Source organism: Desulfovibrio desulfuricans, assembly GCF_004801255.1.
In the GTDB taxonomy this organism is placed as follows: domain Bacteria; phylum Desulfobacterota; class Desulfovibrionia; order Desulfovibrionales; family Desulfovibrionaceae; genus Desulfovibrio; species Desulfovibrio desulfuricans_C.
On the sequence record NZ_CP036295.1, the window covers coordinates 2,739,039 to 2,751,113 of the forward strand.

Genomic DNA, 12,075 nt, shown 5'->3' on the forward strand with positions numbered 1-12,075 from the left:
CCGTACTCTAGGTCCGGTAAGCGGCCCGTGTCAATCGGCTGCGGAATCCGGCGCTTCGGCGTCCGGCAAGGGGACCTCTGCCGGCAAGTCTTTACGGGCGCTGCTTTTGTCGAGCTGCCAGCGGGTCAGTCCGTTAAAAATGCAGCGACGCGAATCTTTTGAAACCCCGTAAAGGTGCTCGAGGGTTTCACCCATGGAGCTGCGGGCGGTATTTCCCGCCGAGGGGCAGGCGTTGGCCCAGATGGGCAACTCCCACTGTTTTGCGGCCTTGAGGATAAACTTTTTTTCCACCAGCAGCAGCGGACGTATGAGCTGCAGCCCGCCGCCAAAAAACGATTCGTTCATGCTCATGCCGTCTACGCGGCCATTACGGCACAGATTCATAAAAAACGTCTGCACCAGGTCATCGGCATTATGCCCAAGGGCAAGGTGGGTTATCCCATACTGGCCGCACAGTTCAAACAGCCGCTTGCGGCGCAGCCACGAGCAGCGAAAGCAGGCCGACCTGCGCAGATTTTTTTCAGAATGCGCGTCAGGCCCATAGGTGGTCATTTCAATATGCCCCGGTATGCCGCGCATGGCCAGCCAGGGCAACAGGGCCGCATGGCTTTTTTCATCAAAGCCGGGATTAAGATGAATGGCCATCAATTCAAAGTGAAAAGGTACGATTCCTTGGCGAATTTTAAGACTTTGCAGCAACACAAAGCTGTCCACTCCGCCCGAAACAGCCACGGCGACCCTGCAACCCGGCCACAGCATGCCGGTTTTTTGCATGGCCTTGCCCGCACTTTTAACGCAGGTTTCCTGGGCAAACGATCTTTTTTCTCTGCTCATAAAATTTTTCCGTATAATTTGTTGGCGGGCAAGGCCGCTTGCTGGCGGCGCAGCCGGAGTGCCTTGTGAACTGCCGACATGCGGGGCTATTGACAGCACAGCAGACGACATATATTAATTCATATTTCAGCAGGGTAATCCTGGACAAAGGCGTATGAACACGCCCGGCCTTTACAAATGGTCGGGCGGTATTATTTATCAACCGGGTTGCCTGTGGCAGCCCGGAATGCGGCGCTTGAGCCGCACTTACGGAGGCAGCATGGCCCGCATTACCGTTGAAGATTGCCAGGAACGCGTTGATAACCGTTTTCTCCTGGTGCAGATGGCCATCAAGCGTGTGCATCAGTACCGCGAAGGCTACGAACCCCTTGTGGAATCGCGCAACAAAGAGGCCGTGACCGCTCTGCGCGAAATTGCCGCAGGAAAAGTTTTGCCCGATGACGTCAGCCTTTACTGCCCCCTGCCCGGCCAGGGAATGACCGACGCAGAAGATTAGCCCTTGGGGACAGACTGTCCGCGCGGCGGCTTCCCCAGTGGGAGCCGCCGCGTTTATGTACAACCTTTAGCACAGGCGCACAAGCCGCACAGTGACCGGAACTACGATGGAGCTCGATTACTACGAAGTGCTGGGCGTAAGCCGCAGCGCCGAAGATGACGAAATAAAGCGGGCCTACCGTAAGATGGCCTTAAAGTATCACCCTGACCACAACCCCAACAATGCCGAGGCCGAACAGAAGTTCAAGGAAGCCGCCGAGGCCTACGACGTGCTGCGCGACCCCGAAAAACGCGCACGCTATGATCGCTTTGGCCGCGCAGGCGTGCAGGGCGGAGCTGGTGGTTTTGGCAGCAACGACGATATTTTTGCGCACTTCAGCGACATTTTCGGTGATCTTTTTGGTTTTTCCACTGCCACGCGTGGGCCCCGGCCCATGGCTGGGGCAGACCTGCGTTACAACCTGACCGTCACCTTTGCCCAGGCGGCCAAGGGTGACGAAATCAGCATTTCGCTGCCCAAGCATGTGACATGTTCCGAGTGCAACGGCAGCGGAGCCGCGCCGGGCAGCAAGGCCGAGACCTGCCGCCAGTGCAATGGCACGGGGCAGGTTCGCCGCTCGCAGGGATTCTTTCAGATTTCCATGCCCTGCCCCTCGTGCCAGGGCACAGGCCGTGTGATCACCAAACCCTGCCCCAAATGCAAGGGCGAGGGCATAACCACAGATACCCGCGAGCTTGTGGTGCGCGTGCCTGCCGGTGTGGACAGCGGCACCCGCCTGCGCGTGCGCGGCGAGGGTGAACCCGGCGTGCACGGCGGCCCTGCGGGCGACCTGTACGTAGTGCTTACCGTTGAGCAGGACAAACGCTGGCAGCGTCAGGGTCAAGACCTCATCTACACCCTTGAGATCAACTTTGTGCAGGCGGCTCTTGGGCACCGGGCCGATGTGCCCGGTCTGGACGGCAACCTGCCCCTTGAAATTCCCAAGGGCATACAGAGCGGCACGCTGCTGCGCATGGCGGGCGAGGGTATGCCCTATCCCGGCCGCAGATCGCGCGGCGACCTGCTGGTGGAAGTACGGGTGCTTACCCCCACGCGCCTTTCTGCCAGGCAGGAAGAACTGCTGCGAGAGTTTGAAGCCGCAGTGGAAAAGAGCCCCCTGGAAAAAGTCAAAAAAGCAGCCAAAAAAATCAGCAAAGCCATGGGCATAGACTAGATTTTTCTGCCGCATATCAAGCAAAAAGCCGGGTTTCCCGGCTTTTTGCTTTTATGGACGAAAAAATATTTGACCCGGCGGCATCGTGGTATGCCGCCGGGTCAAATTTGTCCTGATTACCGCTCAGCCAGGCAAGGAGAAGCGGTACGGACGCAGAGGCTGGCAAACGGTTCCGCTTAAGGGGAAGCGGGGTTCACAGAAGGGGCTGTGCGCCTGCCGAGGGTTGCCATCTGCAATTTTATACAGGAGGGGTTGCACTCCCATAAAAATTCTTTTTATCTAGACAAATTACACACTGTTTGTGCGCTCAATCTAGCACTGGGTCTGACAACATGCAAGTTATTTTTTTCACCACCGCAAACAAATTTCAGACACCCCTCGCGCACAGCAGTACATACAATAACAGCATGTTGCTGGGAAATACGCACATATCTGCAGGCGCAAAAAACGTACCCCCTAAAAGCAACAAAAAGAACCCGCCTGCATAACCAGACGGGTTCTTTAAACAAATTGACAGAAAAAAATTATTCTTGCGGGGCATCCTTGTGGCTGCAGCCGCACGAAGGCGCGACCTCGCCAGCGGATTGAGCCGCCGCCTGTTCCTCGGCCTCTACCGGTTTGAGCGAATGCATGTTGACCTGTTGCGGCCCGTCGGCGCTTTGCGGAACCTGCAGCCCCATGCGCACCTCATAGTTGATGACGATGGGTCCGGTGAGGTTGAGCACAGCCTTTTCGGGCGCTCCCGCCGGGATGGATACCGTCACCAGCACGGCGGCCTGTTCCAGGCTTTCGATGCTCAGCAGCTGCTTTTCGGCATCGCCCACCTGCGGCGCATAAGATTTGTCAAAAAAGCTGTAGGGATCAGCCACCAGCAACCCCACTACCGGCGTGCTCACGCTTTGCAGGATAAGCAAAGGTGCTTCAGGCCTGATCTGCAACAGGATAAAATCCCGTTCGTTTTCAAAACCAGCCAGCCCACGGGGAAAGTGGATAACCTTGTCCGTATCGATGCAACGACGTCCAAGACGGGTGTCGATTTCTATTTCTTTGTTTCGTGCCATAGTTCAGCAGCCACCATAAGGTCATTAGTACTGGTTTCAAGGGCCCGACGGTTTTCTTCAACAACCCGTTTGTATACTTCTTCGCGGTATATCGTGGTGTCATCAGGCACTTCCAGGCCTAGTTTGACCTGTTTGCCCTGCATGCCCAGGATAGTTATGCGTATATTTTCGCCCAGGTAAAGGCTCTCCCCCGGGCGTCGCGTCAATATGAGCATAGGTGCTTCCGTTAATTATATCGTTGCATGAACCGCACCGCGCCAGTGCTCACGCGATGGTCCGGCAGTCGGGCGGCTGATCCGCCAGCATCCGGCATTACAGGTAACTTGACAGACTCATCTGCATGATCTTTGATGAAGACTGAAGCACTGTCTGGTAGGTCAACTGTTGCCGGGTAAGTTTTGTCAGCAGCTCAGTCAAGTCTATATCTTCAGTGTAGCTCAAACGGTCCTGCTGGTCTACCTTTTGAAAGCTGAGCATATCGCTGGCGGTGGAAACCCGGTTTTCAAGACCGCCCACACGGGCCGTCTGGGTAAGAATATTCTGCTGCACGCTGGCGATTTTGGTGAGCGTCTGCTGGCAGCCTTCCTGATTGTTGTTTTCGCAATAGCCGATGAACTCGCCAACCACGTCAAACAGGTTTGTGGACGAATCAAGGGCGGGCTTGCCTTCGTAATAGCCGCCAAAGATGTCCTTGCCCACGTTGTTTACAGAAATATACGAGTCTTTCATTATCTCCAGGTTCAGATCGGCGCGGTTTGGATGCACCAGAATCTGCGTTCCTGCAGTAACGGTATTGCCCGCCACGGTTGAGGCGTCCATATCCACATAGCCGCTGGGGACCAGCAAACGCAGCTTGTTTGTGCCGTCGGTGGTGGCTGTTGCCGCCACCCAGGTTGAACCGCTGTCGGTGCTGTACGAATAATTGACGGTATTGCCCGTGGTGGACAGATTGGCGGCGTTGTCCATGCGCACAAGCATATTGCCGCCAAAAGCCCCTGCAGCGGAGGTGGCAAGGTTGGCCGGGCCGCCCATGACCGTCATGGTGGGCGGCGGATCGTTGTCGTCGCCCTGGTATACGGCGGTGGGACGGACATAGAGCAGGGTTCCGTTGTGCGAGCCGGCGCCCGCGCTCACGTCGGCGGCGGTAACGGCCATGTCGCTTTTCATGGTTACCGTGACGCCGTTGGCCGAAAGCGTTCTGCCCGAGGTGGTTCCCGTGCTCCAGGTTGTGCCGCCGTCACTTGACCAGCGAAAAGTCTGCGGCCCGCCGTCCAGCGTGCCAGTACTGGTAAACTGCACCATCATGGTCGTTTTTGACGCGCCCTCAATGGTGTAGCCGCCGTTTTGAACGGCCGTGTTCCAGTTGGTGTCGGCGCTGGTAAGGGCAAGGCCTTCTTCAAAGGCGTTGTGGTCGTAGCGCTGACCGGCAAAGATGCTGTTGTCCTCGTACTGCGTGTTGGAAAGATTGAGTATCTGGCCAAAAATCTGCCGGGCCTGGTCGGCTATCTGCTGACGGTTTGCCGCGGTATACGACCCGGTGGAAGCCTGCTCGGCCAGACTTTTGAGGCTTGTCAGCGCCGTGCTCAGCTGCGTGCCCAGCACGTTGTCGGTCAGCGAAAGCCAGCCCTTGGCGGTATCCACGTTGGTCTGATACTGCGTGGTGGCGCTGATGTCGTTGCGCGTCATCAGCACACGATAGGTGCCTGCCGGATCATCCGAGGGCCGGTTGATCTTTTTTTGGGTAGATCCCTGCTCGTTGCTTTCCATGTAGGCGGCCAGATTTTTCTGCATCTGGCTCGTCAGGGTATCATACATGGTGCTTTGCGTTACGCGTATGGACATGCTGACCTCCTACTGCTTCATCCCAAGAAGGGTTTGCAGCATCTGGTCTGCGGTTGTGATCAGCTTGGCTGCCGCCGTATACGAATGCTGATACTTGATAAGATTTGCCATTTCCTCGTCCAGGTTCACCCCCGCAGCAGAGCTCACCTGATCCGACATATCGCTCGTAAGCGTCGAGTGATAGTCTGAATTTGTTTTGGCCAGCTTGGTGTCCGCACCCACGGTGGTCACCAGACTTGCGTAATACTGCGAGATAGTCTGGTTGCTTGTGGTCTTCCACACGGTGGAGATGGTCACAGTGGTGTCGGCCAGCTTGCCGATGGCCGTTGCGTTGACGTTGTCGCCCTTGTTGATCTGCTGCTGGCCATTTACCTGGCCTGCCGCAATGTAGTTTACATTGCTGTGCAGCTGGCTGCTTACGGCAATGGAGCCGGCGTCAGTGCCGGTAAAAAACGTGTTGACCCCAAGGGCGGCCATCATGCCCGTGCTGTCCGTGCCCAGGGCAAACTGCAGGTTGCTGCCTGCAGCGGTATTAATGATCAGCTTGCCGTCCTGTATACTGGCCGAAAGCTGCGTGGGAAACGTATTGTTGATGGCGGCGGCCACATCCGTCAACGAATGCTTGGTGGGATCAAAATTCTGCACGCCGGCGGTGGCTGTGTCAAAATCAAGCTGTCCGGATGACACGTAGTCGCCCGTGGTCTTGTTGTAAAAGTAAAAATTGACGTTGCCCGCCTGCAACCTGCTCGAATCAGGCAAGACGGCCTGAGCTGAGCCAAGGGGTACGGTGGTGTTTGAAACACCCTGCTGCCCCTGCGCGTAGTCGAGCAGCGAGGTGCCCGCGCCCTGGCTGTGGATGCGGTTTACTTCCCAGATAAGCGACTTGGCGGTGGCGTCCAGCTCGTCGAGGTAGCGGCCGCAGTTGTCGTCGCGAACATTAAAATAGGTCGCCAGCTTGCCGCCGGAGACGCGGTCATTGTTGTCCGTGCCGTCAAAATAGACCTGAGGCGTGATATTCTGCGGGCCGCGCGTGGGCTCTATCCAGTACAGGCCGGTCTTGGGAACGATGTCAAACTTGTCGCCCTGGGTAAAATTGGTGGTGGAGTCAAACGAAATCTTCAGGTTTTTTACCTGGACGGAATCCGTTGAACCGCCGCCGCTGGAGCTGATTTCATAATGCAGCTCGTTGCCGCTTTCATCGCGCAGCCAGGTTTTGCCGCCGTCCAGCGAAACGCGAAACGAGGGGTTGCCTGCCGTGCCCGCCGCAGCGGCATTGCCGCCAGAAACGACCTCCAGCGTGTATTCGTGGCTGTCGGTGCCGTCAAACTGCACGTTGCCCGCATAGGTAGAACCCACCGTAAGGTTGTTTTCCGCGCGCGGGGGCATGACCTGCAGTTCATTGGTGTTTGTGCCCTGCACCAGCGGCTGGCCGGTGGAAAGGGCTACGGTAAAATTGCCGCCGCCGTTGTCTACGGTTTTTACATCGGCCAGCGTGGCCAGCTCGCGCACCATCTGGTCGCGCTGGTCAAGCAGCGCGTTGGGATTGCTGACCCCGTCGACGGTGGTGGCGCTGATCTGCTTATTGAGCGACGCTATGCTCTTGGCCAGCGAATTGACGCGGTCCACGCTCTGCCCGATGGAAACGTCCATCTGGCTTTGCAGAGATTTGACCCCTGCGGCAGTGCTGGTGATCATATCGCTGAGGTTGTCCGCATTCGAAAGCAGCGACTCGCGCGAGGCAGTATCGCCGGGGCGCAACGCAAGCGTTTGCCACGCGGTAAAAAAGGCGTTCATGGCCGAGCTGACGCCGGACCGGTTGGATTCGTTGAACAGGCTTTCAACCGAACCCATGATATTTTCCTGCTCGCTCCAGCGGGAGGAGTTGGTGGACTGCTTTACGTAGGCGCTTTCAAGAAACGAATTGAAATACCGCAGTACCTGCTGCGCATTTACGCCCTGCCCTTCGCCGCCGGGGCTCGAAACGATGGTGCCCGCATCCCGCTGGTCCACATACCGGCGGGTGTAGCCGTCGGTATCGGCATTGGCGATATTGCTGCCAGTGACCGAAATCCAGGCTTGCGAGGCATTAATTGCCGTCTGGCCGACGTTGAACAGACTGCTGATCATGACTACAGCCTCCCGGAGATAATCGCAGCCTGGGGATGCCGCTGCACGCTCATGCCCCCGCGTCGGCCGTACGTCTCGGCCTTGGGCGGCATGGCACGGCTTGTGAGTTCCTGAAGCGTACGGCTGCTCTGGTCAAGCAGGGCCAGCGAAAGGTCTGTGTTGCGCGAGGCCTGACGCGAGACAGCCTGCTCGCCGGCGTCTATCCTGCGCAGGGTTTCCTGTACGGCTTCGTGCTGATCTTCGGGCAGCATGGCGGCATATTCCGCCGCCCGCATACCCCCAAGCCATTTGATGACGGAGGTTTTTTCCAGGGCCAGATGGCGGATCAGTTCCTGAATGGAAAATTCCAGAGACACCACGGCATCGGTATCGCGACTGAGAAGACGGCTGTATTCTTCTTCAAGAAGAACGCGCAACAGGCCAAGGGCTTTGTCCTGACGCGAAAGCGATTCAAAAATGATGTCGTGCATGTGTTCCTCCAAGGGGCTCTTGCTCCTGCCGCGCTCAAACTACCGCCCGGCAGAGATGGCAGAAACTGCCGCCCCGCCTGAAACAAAGCAAATTTCGTGCCTTAATCTTGCCGCACGCCGCAGGGGTGCTGAATCCGCCGCCGGTTGGCGCACGACGCCGCAGACGGCAGCCATGCCTGCTCCCCCATGCAGCCGCATTCGGCCCTGGCCCGCACGGCGGCTACTGCCTGCCGTAAACATCCGTTGCGGTCAGCGGCGGAATGCCAGAAGCGGCGGAGCCTCTGCCGTCGGCGTTCTGGCCGCCCTGCCGCACAGATATCTGCCCGCCCGTGAGCGGCACGGGGCTGACCACGCTCTGCGCGGCGGCGGGGGTTCCCGCCTGATTGGGAACCTGCGCCCCTGCACTGGCAGACGGGCTTGCGGGCTGCGCTGTCGGCTGGCTGGCAGCCTGCGCCGCCGACTGACCGGCTGCCGACATGGGCAACGCGCTTACCTGGGCTGTGGGTTGCGCGGCGGTCTGCATTGACTGCATGCCCGCGCCCTGAGCCTGTTGGGCGTGATAGGCGGCTATGCCTGCGCCCGCGTTGCTGTTGGGGCTGGAGCCGTCGACGTTGAGCATGCGTATAAGCCCCTGCTTGCCGTTGCGGCCAGAGGGCGGAACATTGGTTGTGTAACGAACCTTTTGCGGGGGCTGCGGCTGCTGAAACTGACCGGGCATGCCAGCCTGGGGCTGAATCTGCTGCGGCGCCTGCTGGGGACGCATGGCGGCCTGCATGGCTGGCTGCGCATCAAATGCGTCGCCGGTAAGCGGGGCAATGTCCATAGTGGGCATATTCATGGAGGTGTTGCCCTGCTCCACCCCCTGCCCGCCTGCGCCCTGTCCTCCCTGCATATTGGGCTGCGCGGACCGGCTTTGCGGTTGGGCAAGACCCAGCATCTGCTGCATGGGCGGGCGCACGGCATTGGCGCCAAGCTTGCTGCCAGCCTCAAACTGCGCCATGCGGGCCAGGTTGAGGCCCGAATTCATGTTGCCCGTAACATTGGAGGTACGCACGACCCTGTGCCTCTCTGGCTGCGCCGAGGACTGCATGGCCTGCTGGGCGAGCCGGGCGGCTTCTTCCGGGTCTTGCCCTGCCGCTGCGGCCTGGTCGCCGGTAAGGGTGCGAGCCGCTGCCGAGCCGTTTTCCACATGTCCGGCGTCCTGCAGAGGCGCAACCCCGCCGTAAACACCGTCGGCGGTACCAGACGGCCTGCCTTTGCCGCTGGGCGACGAAGAAGCGCTGTCGCTGCCGTCAGCGGCTGACGGCATGGCCGCAAGCATGGGCGCAGCTTCGGGGGTAAAGGCCGGGGGGCTGGCCGACGAGGCGTCTGTGGCCGTGTTGCGGCTGGCCGAAACAAGACTGCGCGAAAGCTGGGCATACATCATGTCGGCCAGGCCAATACCGCCAGCCGATGTCATTTTTTTGGCCAGTTCCTGATCGTACATGCCCTGCCAGAACTGCTCCTCCTTGCCGTGCAGCAAGGTGGACTTGGGCAGGGTTTTGCGCATTTCTTCCCACATTTTCTGTATAAATATGGATTCAAAACCTTCGCAGGATTCGCGCAGCTTCTTTTCCTTTTGCGCGGGATCCATTTTTTTGCCGCCCAGGTTGCCAAGGCCCGCCAGGCGCGACTGCATTTCGTTGCGGGCAATTTCGCCCGCCCCGGCCTCAGGAGGGATAAGCGCGGTCGACATGGGCGTGGTCATGTTAAATTACCTCCAGATCCGCATGCAGTGAGCCCGAGGCCTGCATTGTCCGCAAAATGGATATGAGGTCGCGGGGGGTTGCGCCAATGGCGTTGAGGCCGTCCACCAGCTCCTGAAGGGTTGCGCCCTCCACCATCATGAGGTGGCGGCTTTCTTCACGCACGTTGGTTTCGGTCTGCGGGGTCACCACTGTCTGCCCCTGCGAGAAGGGACCGGGCTGCGAGACCTGCTCGCTTTCCTGCACGGTTATCTGCAGATTGCCGTGGGCCACGGCCGCGCGCGATATGCGCACGTCGCGCCCTAGCACCACAGTGCCGGTCTTTTCGTCCACCACGACCTTGGCGGCGGTGTCGGGGCTGACATCAAGGTTTTCCACCGAGGCCATAAGCGGCACCAGATTGTTGCGGTACTGCGGGGGCACGTCCATGGTGACGCTGGTGGCGTCCACGGCGCGGGCATAGTGCCCGCCCATGGCGCCGTTGAGGCGCTCGGCTATCTGCTGCGCGGTGGAAAAGTCGCCCACGCGCAGGTTGAGCGTGAGTTTGTCCTGCTGGTTAAACTCAAAGGGAATGCCCCGCTCGACAATGCCGCCGCCGGGGATGATGCCCACGGTGGCGATGTTCTTGGTGGTGCTGGCGGCCTTGCCCGAGGCGGAAAAACCACCCACGGTCAGCGCGCCCTGCGCCAGGGTGTATATCTTGCCGTCCACGCCCTTGAGGGCCGTCTGCAGCAGCACGCCGCCCATGAGCGACGAGGCGTCGCCCACGGAAGACACGGTTACGTCAAGACGCGTGCCGGGCTTGGCCGAAACTGGCATGCGCGCCGTAACCATAACCGAGGCCACGTTTTTTATTTTCAGCGCCGAGGCGTCTACGCCAACGCCCATGCGGTCCATCATGTTTTTCATGGAGCTGAGGGTAAAGACCGAATCCTTTTTGTCGCCGGTTCCGGCCAGACCTACCACAAGCCCATACCCGATCAGCTGGTTGTCGCGCACCCCCGAAAACGTGGCGATATCCTTGATGCGCACGGCGTGCGCGGGCAGGGCCCAGCACACAAGCAGCGCGGCGGTGGTGATCCAGAAGATAGGTTGGCGCAGTATCGTCAATTTCATGGCGCAGACTCCTTGCCGGAATACCGGCACACAGGGTTTTGCAGAAACTATGCCGAACCAGTCTGAGCCTGCTCGGCACGCGCGGAAGCCACCACCGCAACCGTCGCCGCCCCGGGCATGCACCCCCACGCAACAGGAGCGCAGGCCATCCTCCTGCCAGCCCGCAGACCACACGCGGATGCTCCCTCCAAGGGGCGCGCGCCAATCGCCCGTGCCGGTCATTTGCTCCCGTTGGCCAGCCGGTTATCCCGGCACACGCACCGTGCCCGCACGAGCGCGACCGGCAACTGCAGGGCGCAAAAAAAGAGCGGCCATGGGATCCATGACCGCTCTTGGCGTTGTTATGCCGTTGGGGCTAGTTGAACAGACCCGGCTCTTCGCGCACAAGGTTGGCGGCAATCAGCTTGCTGTCGGGTTTGTAGGTTCCGTTAGAAACCTGGATGCGCAACGACTCGACCTTTTCAGCCCGCACATCCGGCGTGTTCTGGGCGGTACGGCGCGCCTCCGTCAGCAGCAGGGCATCCTGCGAAACGCTGACCGTGTCGCCTTGCGAACCTTCCGGCGCTGCAGCGCCGGTGCGGCCCTTAAGCTTGGCCTCGCCGCTTTTTTCAAGGTTGGACGCTGTGCCGTACGGGTCGAGAAATGTATTGATCTTCCCCTGAATTTCCATAGTGCTCTCCGCTTGCGTTACCTGCCGCCCGACTGTTCGGCCAAAGGCTCGTCAAGCATGCTTTCGTCAACTTTTTTTCGCGTTACTCGCCACAGGGCATTGCGTGATGCGCGCAGTTTTTCTTCAGATAAAGGTTCCAGTCCATCTGGCCCTTGCCCTACAATACGTAATCTGCCGCCCGGCGGATAGGTGAACTGCACGTCCTGCCCCACCTCGTTGCCCAGCTCCTGGCGGATTTCTTCCACCACGGGGTTGTCGCTACCGGTATAGAGCAGGGTTTCGTAAAGCTCGCGAGCCACCTTTTCAACCATGAGGCGGCGGCGGACAGAAGCGTCGGGATCGTTGGGGTCTTCGCCCGCAGCCGTTCTGCGACGCATCCGCAACCGTGCAAGACGCCGGGCCGCCAGCAACTGCTGTTCATACCCTTGAAGCATTATGCGCAGTTGCGCGGCGGTTGCGTCGGCCATGGTGTTTCCCGTCCTTCCATCCTCTACGGCAGGG

General features: G+C 59.4%; 12 protein-coding genes. 2 read left to right on the forward strand and 10 right to left on the reverse strand.

Annotated features, from left to right (window positions below; all coding sequences use genetic code 11):
• Positions 1–30: 30 nt before the first annotated feature.
• On the reverse strand, positions 31–834 hold the full coding sequence (locus DDIC_RS11485; protein WP_136400566.1) for a tRNA lysidine(34) synthetase: 804 nt from the start codon (positions 832–834) through the stop codon (positions 31–33).
• Positions 835–1,093: 259 nt separating this feature from the next.
• Between DDIC_RS11485 and rpoZ the strand changes: the two genes are divergently transcribed.
• Positions 1,094–1,330, forward strand: a complete 237-nt coding sequence (gene rpoZ, locus DDIC_RS11490) for a DNA-directed RNA polymerase subunit omega (RefSeq protein ID WP_136400567.1) — start codon at positions 1,094–1,096, stop codon at positions 1,328–1,330.
• 106 nt (positions 1,331–1,436) lie between these two features.
• Positions 1,437–2,543 carry a molecular chaperone DnaJ gene (gene dnaJ, locus DDIC_RS11495; RefSeq protein ID WP_136401119.1) on the forward strand — a complete coding sequence of 369 codons (1,107 nt, stop codon included), beginning with the start codon at positions 1,437–1,439 and terminating at the stop codon, positions 2,541–2,543.
• A 524-nt stretch (positions 2,544–3,067) separates the two neighbouring features.
• Here the strand turns inward: dnaJ and fliW are convergent.
• The 9 genes from fliW to DDIC_RS11540 all read right to left on the reverse strand — a co-directional run bounded on the left by fliW (position 3,068) and on the right by DDIC_RS11540 (position 12,041).
• Entirely contained in the window at positions 3,068–3,604 is a 537-nt protein-coding gene (fliW, locus tag DDIC_RS11500) for a flagellar assembly protein FliW (RefSeq protein WP_136400568.1), read from the reverse strand.
• Positions 3,583–3,819, reverse strand: a complete 237-nt coding sequence (csrA, locus tag DDIC_RS11505) for a carbon storage regulator CsrA (protein WP_136400569.1) — start codon at positions 3,817–3,819, stop codon at positions 3,583–3,585. The genes fliW and csrA overlap by 22 nt, the downstream gene beginning before the upstream one ends.
• A gap of 97 nt (positions 3,820–3,916) precedes the next feature.
• The gene (locus DDIC_RS11510; protein ID WP_136400570.1) at positions 3,917–5,446 is read right to left on the reverse strand and encodes a flagellar hook protein; all 1,530 of its coding nucleotides are present in this window, start codon (positions 5,444–5,446) and stop codon (positions 3,917–3,919) included.
• A gap of 9 nt (positions 5,447–5,455) precedes the next feature.
• Complete coding sequence (gene flgK, locus DDIC_RS11515; protein WP_136400571.1) at positions 5,456–7,573, reverse strand: flagellar hook-associated protein FlgK; 2,118 nt, start codon at positions 7,571–7,573, stop codon at positions 5,456–5,458.
• A gap of 2 nt (positions 7,574–7,575) precedes the next feature.
• Complete coding sequence (gene flgN / locus DDIC_RS11520; RefSeq protein ID WP_136400572.1) at positions 7,576–8,043, reverse strand: flagellar export chaperone FlgN; 468 nt, start codon at positions 8,041–8,043, stop codon at positions 7,576–7,578.
• 220 nt (positions 8,044–8,263) lie between these two features.
• Positions 8,264–9,790, reverse strand: coding sequence for a rod-binding protein (locus DDIC_RS11525; RefSeq protein WP_247647470.1), 1,527 nt, complete (start codon positions 9,788–9,790; stop codon positions 8,264–8,266).
• 1 nt (position 9,791) lies between these two features.
• Entirely contained in the window at positions 9,792–10,904 is a 1,113-nt protein-coding gene (locus DDIC_RS11530; RefSeq protein ID WP_136400573.1) for a flagellar basal body P-ring protein FlgI, read from the reverse strand.
• 355 nt (positions 10,905–11,259) lie between these two features.
• The gene (gene flgM, locus DDIC_RS11535) at positions 11,260–11,574 is read right to left on the reverse strand and encodes a flagellar biosynthesis anti-sigma factor FlgM (RefSeq protein WP_136400574.1); all 315 of its coding nucleotides are present in this window, start codon (positions 11,572–11,574) and stop codon (positions 11,260–11,262) included.
• A 17-nt stretch (positions 11,575–11,591) separates the two neighbouring features.
• Complete coding sequence (locus DDIC_RS11540) at positions 11,592–12,041, reverse strand: DVU0524 family FlgM-associated protein (RefSeq protein WP_136400575.1); 450 nt, start codon at positions 12,039–12,041, stop codon at positions 11,592–11,594.
• Positions 12,042–12,075: the final 34 nt, after the last annotated feature.